The organism is Cognataquiflexum aquatile (assembly GCF_003316845.1).
Lineage (GTDB): Bacteria > Bacteroidota > Bacteroidia > Cytophagales > Cyclobacteriaceae > Cognataquiflexum > Cognataquiflexum aquatile.
In genome coordinates this window covers 45,819-66,295 of sequence record NZ_QMIK01000010.1, presented here as the reverse complement: position 1 = coordinate 66,295, position 20,477 = coordinate 45,819, and the positions used below count along the sequence as shown (strand labels likewise).

Annotated in this window: 16 protein-coding genes and 1 pseudogene; 5 read left to right on the top strand and 12 right to left on the bottom strand. The window is 40.6% G+C overall.

From position 1 onward, the window contains the following. Positions 1-241: 241 nt before the first annotated feature. The 6 genes from DQW11_RS21580 to DQW11_RS21555 all read right to left on the bottom strand — a co-directional run bounded on the left by DQW11_RS21580 (position 242) and on the right by DQW11_RS21555 (position 7,072). Positions 242-2,608, bottom strand: a complete 2,367-nt coding sequence (locus DQW11_RS21580; RefSeq protein WP_113926213.1) for a DGQHR domain-containing protein — start codon at positions 2,606-2,608, stop codon at positions 242-244. Positions 2,609-3,158: 550 nt separating this feature from the next. After that, complete coding sequence (locus DQW11_RS21575) at positions 3,159-3,605, bottom strand: GNAT family N-acetyltransferase (RefSeq protein ID WP_113926212.1); 447 nt, start codon at positions 3,603-3,605, stop codon at positions 3,159-3,161. A gap of 147 nt (positions 3,606-3,752) precedes the next feature. Beyond that, complete coding sequence (locus DQW11_RS21570; RefSeq protein ID WP_113926211.1) at positions 3,753-5,051, bottom strand: serine hydrolase domain-containing protein; 1,299 nt, start codon at positions 5,049-5,051, stop codon at positions 3,753-3,755. A gap of 51 nt (positions 5,052-5,102) precedes the next feature. Beyond that, positions 5,103-6,407: a serine hydrolase domain-containing protein gene (locus DQW11_RS21565; RefSeq protein ID WP_113926210.1), complete on the bottom strand. Its 1,305-nt coding sequence runs from the start codon at positions 6,405-6,407 to the stop codon at positions 5,103-5,105. Between the two features lie 201 nt (positions 6,408-6,608). Next, entirely contained in the window at positions 6,609-6,875 is a 267-nt protein-coding gene (locus DQW11_RS21560; RefSeq protein ID WP_113926209.1) for a type II toxin-antitoxin system RelE family toxin, read from the bottom strand. Beyond that, positions 6,872-7,072 (bottom strand): hypothetical protein, encoded by a 201-nt coding sequence (locus DQW11_RS21555; RefSeq protein ID WP_113926208.1) that lies wholly within the window; start codon positions 7,070-7,072, stop codon positions 6,872-6,874. The genes DQW11_RS21560 and DQW11_RS21555 overlap by 4 nt, the downstream gene beginning before the upstream one ends. Before the next feature lie 144 nt (positions 7,073-7,216). On the opposite strand from DQW11_RS21555, the gene DQW11_RS21550 reads away from it, so the two are divergent. After that, positions 7,217-9,004, top strand: a complete 1,788-nt coding sequence (locus DQW11_RS21550; RefSeq protein WP_113926207.1) for a glycoside hydrolase family 9 protein — start codon at positions 7,217-7,219, stop codon at positions 9,002-9,004. A gap of 239 nt (positions 9,005-9,243) precedes the next feature. Here the strand turns inward: DQW11_RS21550 and hemN are convergent, their stop codons facing one another. After that, on the bottom strand, positions 9,244-10,605 hold the full coding sequence (gene hemN, locus DQW11_RS21545; protein ID WP_113926206.1) for an oxygen-independent coproporphyrinogen III oxidase: 1,362 nt from the start codon (positions 10,603-10,605) through the stop codon (positions 9,244-9,246). 441 nt (positions 10,606-11,046) lie between these two features. Between hemN and DQW11_RS21535 the strand changes: the two genes are divergently transcribed. Together DQW11_RS21535 and tnpA are read left to right on the top strand one after the other, a co-directional pair. Then, positions 11,047-12,420: a Gfo/Idh/MocA family protein gene (locus tag DQW11_RS21535; protein WP_113926204.1), complete on the top strand. Its 1,374-nt coding sequence runs from the start codon at positions 11,047-11,049 to the stop codon at positions 12,418-12,420. 171 nt (positions 12,421-12,591) lie between these two features. Beyond that, positions 12,592-13,054, top strand: a pseudogene (gene tnpA, locus DQW11_RS22690) (IS200/IS605 family transposase). 117 nt (positions 13,055-13,171) lie between these two features. On the opposite strand, the gene DQW11_RS21525 reads toward tnpA, so the two are convergent. Next, positions 13,172-14,290 carry a Gfo/Idh/MocA family protein gene (locus DQW11_RS21525; RefSeq protein WP_113926203.1) on the bottom strand — a complete coding sequence of 373 codons (1,119 nt, stop codon included), beginning with the start codon at positions 14,288-14,290 and terminating at the stop codon, positions 13,172-13,174. A gap of 10 nt (positions 14,291-14,300) precedes the next feature. Next, positions 14,301-15,335, bottom strand: a complete 1,035-nt coding sequence (locus tag DQW11_RS21520; RefSeq protein ID WP_113926202.1) for a galactitol-1-phosphate 5-dehydrogenase — start codon at positions 15,333-15,335, stop codon at positions 14,301-14,303. Between the two features lie 326 nt (positions 15,336-15,661). Between DQW11_RS21520 and DQW11_RS21515 the strand changes: the two genes are divergently transcribed. Further along, positions 15,662-16,231, top strand: coding sequence for a pentapeptide repeat-containing protein (locus DQW11_RS21515; protein ID WP_113926201.1), 570 nt, complete (start codon positions 15,662-15,664; stop codon positions 16,229-16,231). Positions 16,232-16,605: 374 nt separating this feature from the next. On the opposite strand, the gene DQW11_RS21505 is transcribed toward DQW11_RS21515, so the two are convergent. Continuing rightward, positions 16,606-18,249: a putative ABC exporter domain-containing protein gene (locus DQW11_RS21505; RefSeq protein ID WP_113926199.1), complete on the bottom strand. Its 1,644-nt coding sequence runs from the start codon at positions 18,247-18,249 to the stop codon at positions 16,606-16,608. After that, on the bottom strand, positions 18,242-18,958 hold the full coding sequence (locus tag DQW11_RS21500) for an ABC transporter ATP-binding protein (protein WP_113926198.1): 717 nt from the start codon (positions 18,956-18,958) through the stop codon (positions 18,242-18,244). Before DQW11_RS21500 ends, DQW11_RS21505 begins: the two co-directional genes overlap by 8 nt. 118 nt (positions 18,959-19,076) lie before the next feature. Between DQW11_RS21500 and DQW11_RS21495 the strand changes: the two genes are divergently transcribed. Next, positions 19,077-19,691, top strand: coding sequence for an outer membrane beta-barrel protein (locus tag DQW11_RS21495; protein ID WP_113926197.1), 615 nt, complete (start codon positions 19,077-19,079; stop codon positions 19,689-19,691). 145 nt (positions 19,692-19,836) lie between these two features. On the opposite strand, the gene DQW11_RS21490 is transcribed toward DQW11_RS21495, so the two are convergent. Continuing rightward, positions 19,837-20,451, bottom strand: coding sequence for a hypothetical protein (locus tag DQW11_RS21490; protein WP_113926196.1), 615 nt, complete (start codon positions 20,449-20,451; stop codon positions 19,837-19,839). Positions 20,452-20,477: the final 26 nt, after the last annotated feature.

The following is a 20,477-nucleotide window of genomic DNA, read 5'->3' as shown; positions in this document are numbered from 1 at the left end:
TTGACTTTTTGTTAACCGGAAATAGAAATTTTAAAAAATAAAAAGGTGTAATTTCAAATTACACCTTGTCCTACCATTAAATTTTAACTACACTCAGAGGGGTCTGAATCTTTCCTACTTTACTACCTCAAACATATCCTTTAATCATGTGAACCGAGTATAGTATTTAACTTAATCGCTGTAGGACAGGCACGCTTTCGACATATTATCTAGTTTTTCTACTCCTTTGCCAGCTGTAATTCTATTCGTTCTCATCATTAATTTCATCTTCGATATCACGGTTATCTAACTCCCTTTCCTCGCAAATATTTGGTAATAACCATTTTGATAGATTAATTAAAAATTTATGTTCGGACTCAGTGACAGCAGCTCTCTCAGGGTGACTAACTTTTTTTCTAATTTCATTTAGTAATGAAAACCAATGAGTTGCTTTTTCTTTTTGACTATTACCATAAGTTGTTCCTTTGTAAACCTCCTTATTTGGATCAGAATATATATCTTTAAATAAAGACCAATTTGCAGTTATGATTTTTAAATAATCAAGAAGATATACAAAATGCCAATGGGGTTCAGTACTTCCCTTTTCTATAGCTTCAGCAGCAGATCTTTTTTGGGTTTCTTTAGGCACTCCATCATACCACCAACGATCGTTAAATTCATTTTTCAATTCACTAAATAAATTATCTCGTATAGCTAATTGAATTTTGTCAACAATTAATTTTGATTCATTGTTGAATTTCCCTGAGTTATCCCTAACCCATTCTGATAATCCTTTGGGTTCAAAATTTTTAAATCTTTCATTTATCGTTTTCTGAAATTCACGAATAACATTTTCTCTTCCTACATTACCTGTACCAGCATTTCTAAAATCTTTTATTTTTTGGTTATTTAAGGCATTTATTAATTCTGTTATTGGAGCTAAATATTTAATTGTCAAATCTGCTAATTCTTTTGCATCGGTAAGTTGAGCTTCCAATTCTTCATTTTGTCTTAAATGATTCAAAATTGTATCACTTATTCTGACAATAGCCATTATTCCGACATTCATTGAAATAAACCCCCCTTCATTATTTCCTCTTTGCCAAATTTCAAGATTTTCATTTTTAACGTAGGAAAAAATGAATTTGAAATATTGATATGACTTATTCAACATTTCAGAGTAATTGTCAACCCATAAATGTCCTGTTGATACCAATTTGTTTTTTTGAGTTCTAGCAAAGAAATTTGACTTGTTGAAACCATAGGAAATGATATAATCAAGTGTTACACAAGTTAGATCGCTTTTTTTACTTTCTCCGACTATGACCCTTCTATACAAGGGACTATCATCTCTTTCTCCCAGCCTTTGTAATAATTTTGACTGTACAGCAAATATTGCATCGTTATAAATGGGTGAACCCCATTTCAAATCAGCCATAATTGTTGTTAATAAGTTTTTAGAAACACTTTTTTGTTTGTGATTTATATCAACAAACATTTTGACTTGAGATTCAATAGGGAGATTTTCAAAAGCGACAACGGGTATGCTGTTTTTATACTTCCATTCGGTATTTGAATAACCATAGAGTCTGTGTTGACCATCAATAATAAACGCCGATTGGTAATTTTTAGGAAGGTGTAAAACGCATAAATCGGAAATTTCACTGTCATGTGTAGCTTTTATCGGATCAGAATAAAGAGGGTTTTCTTTGTGTGTAACAACATTAATAATTACTGAATTAGGAAAAAATCCGTTGTTATTTAAATATAACTCTATTTCTTTTAATCTTGATTTTGAAACCATCCGCTGATATGCACCCTCTGATTCCTCGGATGTTACAGTACTATGCAAGATATATGATAACTTCAATAATGTGTCAGGTTCAATTGAAAATGAATAAAACGTGTGCCCTCCCATTTTCCCTTTTATCGCAGGAACTTTGTTTTTAAGTTCAGGTATTTCCTGATTTTTAAAAATTCGACCCAAAAATTGATATTTTGCTGCTTGGCTGAGATAAGCCGTTAACTGTTCGAAATAGTTTATATCGTCTTGGTTAAAATATTCAATTTGATGTTCATTCAACCTTTTTCTATCGTTGTCATTAATTATTATGTTATTGGTTGCGAGAATAAATTTAATCTTCCTTCTACTACCAAAATATTCTTTTAAAAATGAATAACTACCTCTTTTTATAGTTTCAAAATCATTAATTACTGATTGCAAAGATTTGGTTTTTAATTCAACTGAGCTTTTACATTCAATTACAAGGATAGATTCTTTATCAGCAGCAAAAACATCAATTTGTCTTCCGGGTATATTTTTATCTTTTGTGTATGGTAATTTTAAATTCGAGTTTGCATTTAAGGTTTCAAACCCCATGTTTGCTAAGATTGACCAAACTTTATCTTCAAATAGTATATCATGATCCTTATTTTTTTTTATTCTTGAAGTAGTTGCATTATCTCGAATAAGTTCCCAACCATCTTGAAAATATTTTGCTTTAAGTTCTTGATCAATTGACTTTACAATATAATTTTTATTTTTTTTAGCAAGGATAGTCTTGATGTCAGGGCCCTCAGCTAACGAATTTTTAAAATTTTCAATTTCATAAGTAATTATATCTTCCATATTTTAAATTATTCTGACTATTTCAGGATTAAGTACAATCTAATCTTTTTCAAGATAATTATAACTTCGTTAGGAGAAGAAATCAACTTTTTTTAGGTACAGAGAATGCCCGCTAACTATTTTAACCACGCGCTCAATTTTACACTGAATATTTAAATGATAGGCCCTTTGGCGGTATTTCAAATATCTAAACATAAAACTAATATTCTAAATATCCAATCCGTCCATTTGGTTTTTTATTTGGGTTTATATAAAGTCTTGTAAAAGTCAGGTATGAGAGATCAAGAGCCTTTGAAGAATAATCACAGATTTTTGCCAAAATAAAAAAAGCCAGGTTCTTACCTGACTTTCAATTCTTCTTTTTAGCATTTTCAATTTCTTATCCCAATCAAAACCAAACAAGCCCTGCAGTTCAAGAGAAGCTGCTTTTCAGCAGACAGGTGGTGACTTTTATCTGATCCCAAAGTTTTTGGCAGAGTTGTGTGTCGAAAGAATATCTGCGGTGATTTGAGAGGAAAAACATTGGATTAATGTTCATATTTCTAATCGATTAGCGGTGTTGGCTTGTTGTCCAGTTATTAAATGTCATTTCAAATTTGATTTCTTTTGTTCCGTGTGTTCCAACTTCTTTCCAACCTGCTTTTCTGTAGAATTTTTCTGCTCTCGTGTCAAAACCTGTTCCTAACCAAACTTTTTCTTTTGTCTGGGTAAAATACCAATCCAACATTGTCTTGTGTAATATTTGTCCAATTCCTTTTCTCTCAAATTTAGGGTCTAAAAATAAAGCCCAAATGTTATTCTCTTTCAAGTCAACTATTGCAAATCCAACAATTTGTTTCTCAATTTCACAAACCCAACCTTTCCCTCTTACTGTAATAAATACTTCACAATCCTTGTCTGTCACTAAATCAGGATTAGACAAAGTATTTTCTTTGACAGAATTTCTTACGATTTGGATCTGTTTTATGTCATTAATCCTAGCTTCTCTAATATTCATTATTTAATTTTTCTGGCAGTCGGTTCATTTAAATTACCCAATAATTATCTTTTCAATTAGTCTATCAAGATATAAGCAAGATAAAAAAAACCTTAAGTTCAAGTGAATCCACAGTCGACGGTGGACTGTGGTCTGTCAAACTATCCCTCAATCATCCACCAAAGTGAATATCATCTGACGGAATTTCCAGCCTGTTTCCTCGCTGATTTGTTGGGTTTGTTTCATGAGGATGCCGATGATTTTTTCCTCGGGATCGGCAAAATATTGGGTGTTGAAATAGCCTCCCCAATCGAATGTTCCCACACTTCCTGCACCTCCTTCGGCGATTCCTTTCTCATTGACCACACCAAAAGCCAACCCGTAATGCTTTCCTCCGCCCCAAAGATTTCCGGTCTGATTTTGCATCATGGTTTCGATGGTAGTTCGGCTAAGGATTCTGACACCATTGAGTTCTCCACCATTGAGATACATCTGAAGGAAAGTGGCGTAATCTTTGGCAGTGCTGGAAAGTCCAGCCCCTCCCGAGAAGAATCTTTTTGCTCCGGTAATGGGGTAATTGGGATCATAGAAAGTGGTCGGAAAACCTTCCCATTTGCCATTTGCTTTGCGGTGGATGGTAACCAATCTTGAAGCTTTTGCCTCAGGAAGGTAAAACCAGGTATCCTGCATGCCCAAAGGCTCAAATAATCGCTCTCTCAAAAACTGATCGAATGGCTTGCCTGACACGATTTCGACCAAATATCCCAATACATCCAATCCTTCGGAATAAGTGAATTTTTCTCCCGGATTGTGATGGAGTGGCAGTTTGGCCAACTTCTTCACATTATCCCCGATGCTGATATTTTCTGTCGTGTAGAGGTCTATGATCCCGGCTTTGTTGTAAATCATCCGCATCCTCTCGTCTCCATCGATCACGCCATAGCCCAAACCTGAAGTATGGGTCAACAGGTGGCGGATGGTGATTTCCTTATTGGCGGCAACAGCCGTGTAGGAAGTGTCGCCAAAGCGGAAATTCTGCAAAACCTGAGGGTTTTTGAATTCAGGGATAAATTTCGATATCGGATCGTCCAACCTGAATTTCCCTTCTTCCCACAGCATCATGACAGCTGTTGAGGTGATGGCTTTTGTCTGGGACGCGATCCTGAAAATCGCATCTTTTTGCATTGCCTTGCCGGATTCCACATCTGCAAATCCTTTCGCCGAGTGATAGACGATTTTACCGTTGCGGACGATAAGCGCTACCAAACCGGGCAATTCTTCATTTTTGATGGACTCCTCCAACATGGCATCTAATTTCTTTAACCGCTCGGGAGAAATCCCCACACTTTGCGCTGCAGCCTCAGATAGAGGAGGAGATTTTTTGATGGAAGTGGTTTGGGCTATTCCAAGTATGCACACAAACTGGAATACAAAAACAAAAATGATTTTTTTGATCAATGAGGTCATTTGGATTTAGTGTTTAAGGGTATAATTATTTGTTTTGGTCAAAGGGCAGATTCAGTTTTCCAAGAGGGAATATACTCTTTGTTTAAAGTTTCCTCCTATAATTTCGTCTACGCCAAGTGTTTGTTTCATGATTATGCCTATCAGGTTTTCTTTCGGATCGGCAAAATACTGGGTATTGAAAGCACCTCCCCATTGAAAAGTCCCGACACTTCCAGATCCACCTATTGAAATCGTTTTTTCGGAAGCGACCGCAAAGGCAAGACCATGATATATTCCTTCATCTCCACTTAAATCGACCGATTGGTGAGCCATCATGGTCTCAATTGTTTTCCTGCTCAAAATCCGAACACCGTTATATTCTCCTCCATTAAGGTACATCTGTAAAAAAATAGCATAATCCATGGAAGTACTACTTAATCCTCCCCCTCCGGAAAAGAGGCTTTTTGAACCTGAAATGGGATAAGATGTGTCCCACATAAATCCTTTAGGCGTTGTGATCCAAGAGCCATTCTCAGAAAAATAAAGATTCACCAATCTAGGGGCTAAGTTCTCAGGCAGGTAAAACCAGGAATCCTTCATCCCCAAAGGTGAAAAAATACGATCCCTGAAAAATCTGTCCAATGGCATCCCTGAAACAATTTCCACCAAATACCCCAAAACGTCAATGCTCATAGAATAAATAAATTTCTCGCCCGGATTCTGATGAAGAGGTAGTTTTGCTAATTTCTTAATGTTTATCTCATTCGTCATACCCTTGGTATCAAAAGCATCAACGATTCCTGCTTTTTGATAAATCATCCTCATCCGCTCATCCTGATCGATACCACCATAACCTATCCCTGCACTATGTGTCAACAAATGTCTTATCGTGATATCCTGATTTGCAGGTACTGTACTAAAGCTAGTGTCAGCATAATGAAAACCTTTAAGAACCTGCGGGTTTTTGAATTCAGGGATAAACTTAGAAATCGGATCGTCCAACCTGAATTTTCCTTCTTCCCAAAGCATCATGACCGCAGTGGAGGTGATGGCTTTTGTCTGGGAGGCAATTCTAAAAATCGCATCTTTCTGCATGGGTTTGCCGGATTCAACATCTGCAAAGCCTTTTGCAGAGTGGTACACGATTTTACCGTTACGGACGATGAGCGCTACTAATCCAGGCAATTCTTCATTTTTGATGGATTCCTCCAACATCGCATCCAATTTCTTTAACCTTTCGGGAGAAATGCCCACGTTTTGGGCTGCAGCTTCGGAAAGGGGAGGAGATTTTTTGATGGAAGTGGTTTGGGCCAATAAGCTTGAACTGACCAAAAAGCAGATCAAGAATTGGAAGATTGATCTTGGGTTGATGTTCATAGGGACGGGATTGGAAATGAATTTTTAAGATAATCAAAAAGTCTATTTTATGCTGTCAATGATATTTGTACGGTCGTTTATTTTGGTTTTTTATTCAAAAAAATAGTCGAACCGATGATCATCTTTGAAATCCTGTTTCCTGGTCGGCGAATTCTTCTTGAAAGAATTAATTTGAAAGTAAAGAGGAAAGGGAAAAAAAACTTAGGGGAATTTTTTATAAACATCTTTTCTATGGAGAAACCTTGTTAGGATGAGATTTCCATTTTCAAAGAAAAGCCCGAGTCTATAATCACCCATCCTAATTCTATATGCGGTTTTATGACCCTTTAATTTTTTAAGGTTATTGATAGAATCAAATGATTTTATCTCTTCCAAAAGATTGATTATTTCAATCACTTCCAGTTTGATGTCATCATTTTTGAGTTTTTCAACATCCTTTAAAAAAGATTTTTCAAAAAGTAAATTCATTTTTTGCCTAAAGCTTTTAAAACCTCTGATTTAGAAACATAATCGCCTTTTTTTTCTTTAACCATCATGTCCAAAAGTGAAATGTCCTCAGCTTCTTCCAAATCAATCTCGACAGATTCATAGCCAAGTTTTTGAAGTAATTCTTTCAAAAATGCCTTTTCTTTTTCGGTTCCGGGATTAATGACTAAGTGACTCATGGTTTTTATAAATCTAAAATGGAAATGAACATCAATTTAATACCGATAAGCAAATAACAAAACTATTCAGTTCCAATTTTGCTATTTTCAATCTTGAATCCACTTGAAAATCTCCATTCATCAATTACCCAAAATTGAAAGAGCATGTTGCTAAATTTTAAGACATTGTCGGTTTTTCTGATTTTACTGAATAATCTCTTTTCCAATGAAGAGACCCACATCCGCATCAACCAACTAGGTTACCTGCCTTCCGATACCAAAGTTGCGGTCGTTTTCAGTAAGAATACTGTCAAAGAAAACTTCCAACTTATCAACCAAGCCACAGGAAAAGTAGCTTTGGAAATCAAGCCCGAAAGACTCCAAACCAACGAATGGGGAGGTTTCCTGTATTGGGAAGCTGATTTTTCCCAAGTCACCGAACCCGGAGCCTATTTTCTCCAAGGGAAAAAAAGCAAAAGCCAATCATCGGTTTTTCCGATCGGAGAGGAGGCCTACACCGGACAACAGGAATCTCTATTAGAATTTATGCGGCAGCAGCGATGTGGTTACAATCCCACTTTGGACATGGTCTGCCATGCAAAAGACGGACGGACATTTTTTGGCCCGAAGGCAGATAGCACCTATGTGGACCTGAGTGGCGGTTGGCACGATGCCGGCGACCAACTCAAGTACCTCATCACTTCCAGCTATGCGACTGCGCACATGCTGATGGCGTATGAACTGTACCCTGACAGGTTTGAGGACAAGGTAAATGCCTTGGGACAATCCGGTCCAAACGGAATTGCAGACGTATTGGACGAAGCTAAGTGGGGCCTTGATTGGATTCTAAAAATGCATCCGGCACCTGACCAACTTTTCCATCAGGTAGCTGACGACAGGGACCACAGGGGTTTTAAGATTCCAAACAAAGACAATGCGGATTATGGTTGGGGTGCCAATTCCTACCGGGCAGCATACTTTGCTACAGGAAAGCCACAGGGCCTGATGAAGTACCAAAGTGAAGCAACCGGAGTGGCCAACCTTGCCGGAAGAAGTGCTGCGGCTTTGGCTTTGGCGTCAAGGATCTGGGAAAAGGATTTGAAAGATCCGGAGTTTGCCGGGACATGTCGGAAAGCGGCCATTTCACTCTACCAAATGGGCAGGAAGCAGGAAGGCTACCAACAGGGGAACTCCTACGGTGCGCCTTACCGCTACAATGAAGAAACATGGGCGGATGACATGGAGTGGGCGGCTGCCGAATTGTATAAAACCACCAAGGACAAAAACTACCTGGAACAAGCCAAAAAATATGCTGTACTGAGCAACACATCTGACAGTTGGACGGTCAAAGATTCTGCTTCCCATTACCAGTTGTATCCCTTTATCAACATGGGACATTTTGCACTTCATGGCGTTGTGGATGCTGATTTCAAAAAAACTTTGGAGGGATATTACTTTGACGGAATCAAATATACATTGAAGCGGGCGCAGCAAAACCCTTTTCACGTGGGAGTTCCTTTCATTTGGTGCAGCAATAATCTCTTGACAAGCTTGGCCACACAGGTGATATTGTATGAGAAAATGAGCGGTGACAAGCAGTTTGAGCCCTTTTTGAATGCGCAGCGGGATTGGCTTTTTGGTAGAAATCCTTGGGGAACATCCATGTTTACCAAAATGCCTGAACGAGGAGAATATCCTGTGGAGGTGCATACAGCGCCCTTTGTGCTGTTGGGTATGCAGGTGCCCGGAGGTTTGGTGGATGGACCGGTCTATACTTCGATTTACAACAATCTGCTTGGTTTGAGGCTTTTGAAACCGGATGTTTTTGCCCAATTCCAAAATGAACATGTCGTCTACCATGACGATGTGGGCGATTACAGCACCAACGAACCCACGATGGACGGCACCGCCGGGTCGATTTTGATGATGACACATTTTAGTAAGGGAAAGTGAGATTCGAAGGAGAAAATTGTCAGTGGGGACACTGACAATGGCGATAAAAAGTAAACCAATCCAGAAATATAAAAAGCCCCAAATCGGGGCTTTTTCTATAGTTATACGGGTTTACAAAACGACTAAAGCATTTAAATGATATTAGTGGATATTGGGATACGATTTGATATTACTTCAATTTATTAACCAAATAACCAAATAACCAAATAACCAATAACCATTAACCAAATAACCATTTTTCAAATTGATTTACTGAATCCAAACTTCCTTTCCTCTTTTTCCTGCATCCTGAGGTCAAAAACCATGCATACGTTTCGGACAAATGGAAGTCCTGTAGCCAGGATTTTGATTCCCTTGGCGTCAAATTCGATGATTCCCTCTTCAGCAAATGTTTTGAGTTTGTCCCAATTCCTCTTTCCCAATACAGAATAGTAACAGAAGTTCCAATCGGCCTCATGGTTGCAGATTAGTTTCAAAATCAGGTTTCTGGTTTCGATATCTTCCTTTGACATCATGTGTCCTTTGCTGATGGCAAAATGTCCCAAGCTGATTTGTTCTTTGTAAAGGTCAATTTCCTTGGTGTTTTGGGCGTAAGCATAATACACATCGGAAATGGAACTGTTGCCTAAGCCCAACAATATCTTTGACGGCGAGGTGGTATACCCCATGAAGTTACGGTGGAGGGTTTTGTTTTTCTTGGCGATATAAAGCGGATCATTTTCCAAGGCAAAATGGTCCATCCCAACCTCCAGGTATCCCATTTCTGTGAGGATTTGTTTTCCTTTTTCGTAGAGATTCCTTTTTTCTGATTCCTTGGGGAGAAATTGCTCAAAACTTTTTTGGGCAGGAAATGCCGATGGCAGGTGGGCATAGCTATAAAAGGCAATGCGGTCCGGTTTGAGTTCGGCGACTTTCTCAAAAGTAGCGCTGATCGTCTCGGCTGTCTGATGTGGCAAGCCATAGATCAGATCAAAATTCACCGAGGTATATCCGATTTCCCGTGCCACATCGGTGGCTTCCTTGACCCGCTCAAAGGGCTGAATGCGGTGGATTGCTTTTTGGACTTCTTCATTGAAATCCTGAATGCCGTAACTCACCCTTCGGAAACCAAGATCAAACAAAGTCTGCAAATGCCCACGTGTGGTATTGTTGGGATGTCCTTCAAAACTGAATTCGGCATCGGGCATGACTTCCGAACTCCCGATGATTATTCCCAACATTTCTTCCAATGAATCAGGGGAAAAAAATGTGGGTGTTCCCCCACCAAGATGGATTCCGGCAAGTTTGGGTTTTGTATCTAATATTTTCAGATAAGCATCCCACTCATTCATGATTGTAGTGATGTAGGGCGTTTCTACAGCGTGGTTTTTGGTGATCCTTTTGTTGCAGCCGCAATAGGTGCAGAGGCTTTCGCAGTAAGGAAGATGGATATAAAGGGTGATTCCTTCCGATTCCCCAAAGTCCTCATAGGCCTTTTTGACTAAACTGATCCAACCCCGTTCATTGAGGTCGTCGGCCCAAAGAGGTACTGTCGGATAGGACGTATAGCGTGGTGCAGGAACGTTATATTTTTGAAGAAGTCGTGGTGAGATTGCTGTCATTGCTACAAATATTTCCCACAAATTTCACTTTTTAGGCTGCGGATTTTCATGACCAATACTGCTGGAGAAGATGATAAAAGTCATGGTTTTTCTTTTTTTGGAAATGGTTCTTAGAAATTATCCTTCTCATTTTTGTTCAAAGAGACTGACATATTTCACTTTGATATTATATAAAAATATTGGAGACATATTTTCACGCCAATCCCGAAAGGGATTAAATACCATCAGGTTATTTACCCCGGATGAAATCCGGCGGCAAAAGAAATCTTCAAGAAAGCCAACAACCCTGATAGGGGTTGAATTAGATATCAAATAAATCTGTAAACCATTTTGAATTTTCCCCTATATCCTTTTTTCAAAAAATCAAATCCTACCCGAAAGAAAAGGATGGACATTAAACCTTAATTTGATATTTTTAAGATCAACCAACAGTCCAAACTCATGAAAACCCATTCCACTGATTCTTCACGAAGGAAATTTTTAGCAAAATCCGCGACACTTGCAGCAGGTTCTGTTTTTCTCAATGGCATTGCAGAAGCACTCACCCTTCATGACAACCCGGCCGCAAAAATGAAAATTGCACTTGTCGGCTTGGGAGTTCGGGGAGCCAATATGTTTGGAAGGGACGTGCAAAATGTCTACAAGGATCAGATCGAGTTTGTGGGCCTTTGCGATAACAATCCCGGTCGTTTGGAATTTGGAAAGAATTACCTTGGAGTGGCGTGTCCACTGTTTACCGATTTTGACCAAATGCTTGTTGAGCGCAAACCTGACGTAGTCATCGTCACCACCATGGATTCGACCCACCACATCTTTATCATCAAGGCTTTGGAAGCAGGGATCAATGTCATCACTGAAAAACCAATGACTACAGATGAAGACAAGTGTCAGGCTATCCTTGACGCCGAGCGCAAATCAGGCAAGAAAGTCATCGTCACGTTCAATTACCGCTATTCACCCCACCGTCAACGGATCTATGAAATTCTCCGCAATGGCGAAATCGGTGACATCACCTCCGTGGATTTTCATTGGTACCTGAATACCTCCCACGGGGCAGATTATTTCCGCAGGTGGCACGGGTACAAAGCCAAAGGAGGAACACTGCTTGTCCACAAATCCACGCACCACTTTGACCTGCTCAATTGGTGGTTGGACTCAGATCCGGAGGAAGTTTTTGCTTATGGTGCATTGGAATTTTATGGGAAAAACGGTCCTTTCCGAAGCACCAATTGCCGTCCCTGTCCGCACAAATCCAAATGTGATTTTTATTGGGACATCACAAAAAGCAAGCACATGGTGGACCTTTATGTCAACAATGAACACCACGATGGTTACCTGCGAGACGGCTGTGTTTTCAGGGAAGACATTGATATTTATGATAAAATGGCGGTTCAGATCCGATATATGAACGGTGTGCAGGTGAGTTACTCGCTGACAACATATTCACCCTATGAAGGTTACCGGATTGCCTTTAACGGTACCAAAGGCCGCGTAGAGGCTTGGATCAAAGAAAGCCAACCTTGGGAGGAAAAGGAGGAGGACGAAATCCGCCTGACCAAAAACTTTGGAGAAACAGAATTGATCATAATTCCGCACGGAGGCGGAGGTCATGGAGGCGGAGATACCCGGCTCAAGGACAAACTTTTCCTAGATCCCAACATGGCCGATCCTTACCGACAATCCGCCGGAACCCGTGACGGGGCCATGTCCATTCTTGTCGGCATCGCCGCCCGCAATTCCATCGAATCCGGCAAACCAATCAAAGTCGCCGACCTGACAGATATTGAATTGAAAAAAAGCGGGAGGGGGAGATAGAGGAAAGGGACGGAAGTCGGAAGTCGGAAGTAGAGTGGTTTAGAGAATGGGATCGAGAATCCAATAGAGGATTCGAGATATGATTGTCATTTTTGAACCCCGAAGGGGTGATAGTTTTATAGAAAAAGATTATTATTTAACCAACAAAACCCCGAAGGGGTGACATGCTATATGCCTGGAACATTTTCCCAAATCTATATTCAATATGTTTTTGCCGTTAAAGGGAGGGAAAACCAATTGCTAAATCCTTGGCGAGAGGAAGTGTTTAAATACATAGCAGGAATAATAAAAGGCAAAAACCATAAACCCATAATTGTAAATGGGGTAACTGACCACGTTCCTGTTTTTGTTGGACTCAAACCTGCGATGTCAATATCCGATCTTATCAGGGATGTTAAAAAATAATTCTTCCAACTTCATCAATGAAAATAAATTTGTTAAAGGGAAGTTCGAATGGCAGGAAGGATATGGTGCATTTTCTTATTCCCATTCCCAATTGGATAATGTTTATCAATATATTTTAAACCAAGAAGAGCATCACAGGAAAACTTCCTTTAAACAGGAATACATTTCATATTTGAAGAAGTTTGAAATTGAATATGAAGAAAAATATTTGTTCGATTGGATTCATTGAAATCATGTCACCCCTTCGGGGTTTTTGCCTATGTGATCTTGGTTTTCTATAATCTTGACACCCCTTCGGGGTTGGTCAAATCTTGATTTTCACTAAACTCTCGAATCCCTTATCTATTCACTCTTTCACCCTCCCATCCATATCTTCTCTGTCTTTTTCAGGGAATAGGGGGAATTTGACGGGTTTGTTGTCGCGGGTTGAGCGGTAGATGGCGGTGAAAAGCTCCACTGTTTTGCGCCCTTCTTTGCCTGTAATTAGGGGTTCTCGTCCTGCACTAAGCGCATCCAAAAATTCCTCAATCTGTTTTTCAATATAATGGACAGTGGGATCGATGCTGTTGAATATCTCTGTGTCTTCTTTGGTCCATTGTTCGATAAGGTGTTCTTCTCCCGGAACTGTCCATAGGTCATTGACCGGTGGCCCTGCTATGCCGGAAACACCTGCGATAAACATGGCGCCGGCTTCAGGCGTCACCCCAACAGAAGCACCGTTACTGCCGTGAATCTGTACTTTGGTATGGATTCCCGGTTTTTGGCAATTGCTGAGGAAGATGCTTCCCAGACCGCCGTTTTTGAATTTGACGATTGCCAAAGCGGTGTCTTCCACTTCGATATAAGGATGGGTCATATTGGCCCAAGTGCCATATACTTCATCGATTTCTCCCATCAGCCATACAAGCAAATCAAGTTGATGCGGTGCCTGATTGACCATCACGCCGCCGCCTTCATGTTCCCATGAACCTCTCCAAGGATCGGATTTGTAGTATTTTTCATCTCTCCAACTCAGCATGTTGATGGTTCCGAGGATGGGCCTGCCGATTTTCCCATCGTCAATGGCTTTTTTCAACCTGATGACCGGCTCATAGAATCTCCTTTGGCTGATCGTCCCAAGTTTCTTGTTGTATTTTTTACCCGCAGCAATCATCACATCACAGTCCTCCAAGGTTGAAGCCAAGGGTTTTTCGACGATCACATGTGCGCCTGCCGCCATGGCTTCGAGGGTGGGGTCAAGGTGATTTGGATGTGGCGTGCAGACCATGACGAGATCGAGTTTTTCCTTTTCTACCATCTCAGTGATATTGTCATAGGCATTGACGCCATATTCCGAAGCAAAAGATTTTGCTTTGTCCAAAGTCCTGCTGTAGACTGCCGCAAAATCCGATGTTGGCAGGTGCTTCAAAGCTTTGGCGTGGAGGTGGGCTACTTTGCCACAGCCGATGATTCCGGTTCTATACATGTTGGTTAGGTTAGGGTTGAAGGATTACTTTGTTCAGTCCTGGTTCTTTGGCATACAGTCTTCTGAACCAATCTGCACCATCTTCCAATGGGGCTGTAGCACTCAGTAAGGAGTCCACATCGACGAGTCCTTTTTCGATCAATTCGAGTACAATGCCGTATTCTCCCGCGATGGCACAACTGCCCTGCAAACGGACTTCCCGGGTGACAACTGCCTGAAGCGGGATTTCTACTTTTGGAGAAATATTGCCCACCAAAGTCACTGTGGCTGCTTTTCTTACATTTTCAATCGCCATCTTGATCGTCGCACTGACACCGACCGCTTCGAAAGCGACATCTGCGCCTCGATTGTGGGTGAGTGCCAAAATGGCTTCGTGGATATTGGAATCTGTTGCAGAATTGAAAGTATGGTCTGCGCCGAATTTTTTGGCAAGGGCCAATTTTTGGTCATCGATGTCAATGGCGATGATGGTACCTGCATTGGAAAGTTTGAGTAACTGTACCAAAAATAGCCCGATCATACCTGTACCGACTACCAAAACAGTGTCACGGAGATTGATGGGAGTGAGGTCGATCGCATGGGCTGCGACAGCTACTGACTCCACCATGGCCGCCTGCTCAAAAGTCACCGAATCCGGCAAATGGTAAAGGATATGCTCGGGTACAACAACATATTCCGCAAAAGCGCCATGCCTTTTATATTCCTTGGGAGAAACGCCAAGAACCATCCGGCTATCACTGAGGTTGTATTTTCCTTTGAGTGTGTACCAATCGTCAAGGTCATAGACTGTGGAGTCGAAGGTGACCCGGTCGCCGACCTTGTAGTTTTTGATCGAAGAACCGACTTCGACAATTACTCCGGATGCCTCGTGGCCCATGATCAGAGGTGGATTTCTCCTCCCCGAACTCCCGTCAAAACCGTGGATATCACTTCCGCAGATCCCGCAGGCCTTGACCCTGACCAAAACCTCATTGGGTTTATATTCCGGTTCGGGCATGTCTTTATACACCAGATTATTGTAGGATTCCAGTACCAGTGCTTTCATATTCAGGGGCAAAGAGTTAGAAATTAAAAATAAGGGAAATTTTGAAGAAAAGGGAAAGCTTCTGGTCGAATGGAACAATTAGATGCGGAAAGGATTCCGATCCATTCTATTTTTATCATTTGCTGATATTCTCAGGCCAAAAAGCTATTGGCTTTACAGCCGGAATATTTGCTTTACCTGTACAATAAAAAATGAACGTTGATAGCTGGAACAATATCAATAAGTATCCAATATCAATTAATATCCGATAGCTTTGATTTGGAATTTTACATGGAAAGTGGCAAAATTACGGTCAAACCAAAAAGTAAAGAATCCCAAAAAAGAATATGCCTAATTATTTCCAATCTCAAACTTTCACCGGTTCAGATTTTGAATCCAAATTTTTCATCAAAGGGGAATATGAGTCGTGTATTTTTAAGAGCTGTGATTTAGCAAATACAGACTTGTCAGGTTCGGTTTTTATTGAGTGCGAATTTTTGGGCTGCAACCTGAGTATGGCAAATCTTTTCAAAACAGCCTTTAGAGAGGTCATATTCAAAGACTGCAAGTTATTGGGTTTGCGTTTTGACAAATGTGAAATCATAGGTTTGGTATTGGGGTTTGAGAACTGTGTTTTGGACCATGCTTCATTTTTCAGGACAAAGCTTCAGAAGACGGTTTTTAAAAATTGCAGGTTGAAGGAATCTGACTTTTCAGAAGCGGATTTTAGTGCATCCATTTTTGACGGTTCTGATCTTTCAGGAGCGGTTTTTGACAATACCGTTTTGGAAAAAGCTGACTTCCGGCTTGCTTCTAATTTCAATATTGATCCCGAGAGAAACCGGATCAAAAAAGCAAAGTTTGCCCTTGACGGACTTCCGGGATTATTGGGAAAATATGGGATTGAAATTAGCTAGTTCAGGCATAGTTCAAGTCTTTGGACTTGGACTGACACAATTAAGTCTCCAGACTTGGACTACCTATTTTAAATTTTTTTCGAAAAAGCAGTCCGAAGACTGCATTGAAATGGTCCAAGACCAAGTCTTGAACCACGGACACACTAGTTCAAGTCTTGAGACTTGGACAACCAATTTCTGATTTTTTTACCGCAAGGGACACGAAGGTTTCGCAATGGTCGCAAAAGGGGATTGAAGAAAATTTACCACAAAGTGACCAGAGAACTCAGAGAAAGACTGTGAAAAGAAAATGGATCGAGCGGCAGATTCATTCATAATTATGAATTCATCATTTATTTTCCTCTGCGTCTTTGCGTGATACTAAATCCCTAAAATCACATTTCCTTAAACTCCACCTTGCTGATGATATCCAAGGTCACGTGCAGCATCACTGCAGCCACGATAAATATCCCCATACTGACTCCAACCATGGCATAGATAAATTGACTTGAAATGATAAATCCAAAAAGTCCAGCTGCCAGTGAAGGCAAAATCCCAAATAAAAACACCCCGCCGATAATAACCGGTTTGATGAGTTTGCGGTCCCAACCTTCTTCAAATCCCACCTGCGTCGTCAGTGTAATCGCAAAGCCCGTTAGATAAAACGCCACCATGCAGTAAGGAAACAGCAACATCAATCCCCAATTTAGGTCTGCTATCAGCACCGTGGGGATGATCATAATTACTGCAAAAATCAAAGTCTGATAAATGTCCAACTTGATCATGTTCCAAAATTTGGAAGGCCAAGAAGCCGGAATCAAGATGAAAAAGGGTTTTTTCAAATCCCCAATACTCGTCCTGCCCATTCCTGCCATAAAATAGAATCCCACCATCATGATCAAATAGCCATAAATGATCTTGTGCGAAAACCAATCAAAATTGGACAAGATGGCCATAATGATGGCAATGGCTGTAAATCCCAAACCATACAATCCAAAAAGTGGGTGGAAATCCTGTCTCGAACTGTGGACGTAATTTCTCCAGTACAACGCCGTAGCGCCGGTTCCAAAGTCCTTAAGTTCCAATTTTTTGTTGACATTTAGGCTTCCGGTAGACTCTGATGCATTCTGTTTGCCCTTTGCTTTTTCTTTTACCTCCTCATTGGATTGGGTGGAATCGAGGACATCTTCATAATAATACCCGGCATGGGTCAGTACCAACTGTACAATAATCAAAAATGAAAGAAGATAAACGCCGATGAAGCCCATTGAAATCCAAACATTCTCATGGCTTACAAAAGTGATAATCCCCCGACTCCAGCCGACAAGAGGAAAGAAATCAAACCAAGGCGACCCGATCCATCCAAACATTCCCTGCCAAAATTTCTCAGCCATCATACCCGGAATCAAAATCATCAAAAAGAGGATAATGCCAAGTGCAAAAACTCCACTTTTGATGTATCCTAATATATTGTACTTGGTGTTGAGGGTATAGATCAGAAATTTGATTGGGGAAAGAATAAAAAAGAACAGGGTCACGCCGATCGACATTAAAGCCAAATTCCAGAAGTTGAGGTCAAAGACATCATTGAGCTGCGCGGTACTGTAGATGACAAACAGGAATGAACCTCCCAATGAAGGGATAATGGATCGAATCATGTAATACATCAATAATTTCTGGGGTGAAACGGGCGAGGTAAAAAGGAGATTTACATCAGCCATACTGAAAAAACTGATGTTTTTCTTGGTAGCCCGATAAAGTTGAAACATCAGGAATGCCAAAGCCAATAGGGTAATTCCACCGGCAATATTCTGAACCGCAAAGTCCACCTCTTCAATTTGACCGGCAGCATCCTGGATGTTTCCGATTTCATCTGTGCTGATTTCGGTCTTTTTACCGGTTCTCCGGAAATAGAAAAAACTGAAATAGCCCAACACAAATATGTAAGGCAAAAGCCTCAGGGGATTTCTGAGGATCAGTTTGATATTGTTGACCAGAATAAAAAGGTCTTTACGGATTAGAAGTTTGAACTCATTCATCTTTGGTCAATTCTAAAAAGAGGTCTTCTAAACTTGAATCGCCGGCACTGCTAAAGGCTGTCTTGAGATTGGATATGGTATCGTTGCCGATGATATTGCCGTCTTTCATGATCATGATCCGATCTGCGATGGTTTCCACACTATCGATGAGATGTGTACTGACCAAAATTGTTTTTCCCTGGTCTTTGAGCTCCTTGAATATTTTTTTGGTGTTTTTGATGGCTTTTGGATCAAGTCCGATCATTGGTTCATCAAAAAACAGCAACTGTGGATCAGGAAGTAAGGCACAACAGATGGAAACTTTTTGGCGCATACCTTTTGACAAATCGCGGCCAAGCTTGTCCGCCTTGTCAGTCAGGTCATAGATTTCCATCAGTTCGGCTGCTTTGTCTTTCCAATCCTTGATGCCATAAGCCTGGGCGATAAACTGCAGGTGTTCTTTGACAGTAAGCAGGTCATAGACATGGGGTGTTTCGGGGATATAGGAGAAATATTTTTTTGCCGCTACAGAAAGATGGTCATGGCCGGCGATCTGAATCTCACCTGCGGTTTTGCGAAGCAGACCCACGATACATTTCATCGTGGTACTTTTGCCGGCGCCGTTTGGACCCAAAAGTCCGACGACTTCCCCGCCTTGTAATGAAAAGCTGATGTTGTTGACGGCATTTTGCTTGCCGTATTTTTTGATTAATCCCGAAACCTCAAGCATGATGGCGTACGTAAAAGTTTTTGATCTTCGGCAAATGTAACGCCTTCAGCGGATTTTGGTTTAGCCCTTGACGATAAACGTGGATTTTCTTACATTAACCAACATAATTCAAGACCACATGAAAAAAATTATCATTGCACTTTTAATGGTACTCAGTGTGAATCTGGCTTTTGCACAGCAAGAAGACAGGTTTAGAGTAGGAATGGATTTTGGCTTTTCTGTTCCAAAAGCAGGGGGCGGGGGAGGTTTGGTATACCTCGAACCGAAGTATAACATCTCAGAAAAGATGAATATCGGATTGAGATTTGGGGGAGTAGCTATGGCTAGGGACGTGGTTTACAACACAGGCAACGAAACCGTCAAAGGTGAGTTTTCAGCCAATGGGTCGTTTGCTCTGACTTTTGACTATTATTTCAACCAAGAGGGAAGTAATTTTGCGCCATTTGTAGGTGCAGGGGTAGGAAGGGCAATTTTCTCCAACTTGGCTATTGAGGATCCAATCGGCGATGGAGATGAAATTGGAGAACTGTCTGCCAAATCCGCAACCTTTGGAATGATCAGGGCAGGTTTTGAGGCTAACAAGTTCCGGTTTTCTTTAGATTATAATTTTATGCCGGTCAGCGATATTGTAGACTTGAACAATAATGTGATCGGAGAAACGGAAAACAGCTACTTTGGAATTTCGCTTGGGTTTTTTGTAGGTGGAGGTAGGTGGAGGAATTCATCTTTCTGACTTAAAAATCAAAATCGCATTGGCTTAGAGGGACCAATGCGATTTTTTATGCTTTCCTGAATTTTTTTTCCTTTCTCAATAAGATCCTCAAAATCCTTTTTTGAATGTTTTTTGATTTTTCATTTTAGACTGTTATATAATCAGGTCAGAAAATCAATCCCCATTTGAGAACCAAGCTATTGAACACATATTCTTCTTTGCGTACCGAAATGAATCCCGGAGGAAGAGAAGCGTCTCTAAAAGATGAAAAACCGATTTCTTTTGATCCCTCATAAAAGTTTGCTTCCTGCCTTTTGTATCCAATACTCAAGACAGATGCATGTTTCCCTTTTTTTGATTGGCGTCGGATTCCTATGCTCGGGTTCAAAAACAAACCTCCTTCATACCAGGATTCTGTCCATTCGGTTTCCTCTCTTTTTTCCAACATGGCTGAGGAAGCCCCCAAGTCCATTCCTGCAAAAAGACTATGTCTTTTTCCTTTGTCCATGAAACCTCTCCAGCCTAAGCCCAATGGCATCAGGGTGAGATTAGGATAGGTATCCACTCCCACCAAAAATCCCGTGGCATGGTATTTATTGATCCACACTCCATTCAATGTTTGGAATGAAAAATTGACCCTCGTCGTGTATCCTTCAAAATCCGCCTTCACTTTTCCCAATGAAGCTCCCACTTCTGTTTGGCTGAAAAAGGTTTTTTCTTGGGAATAGGCTTCTCCCAAAAAAGAATAAATGATCAGAGTTATTAACAGTATTTTCTTCATTGTCTACTTTTTGAAAGGAAATCTAA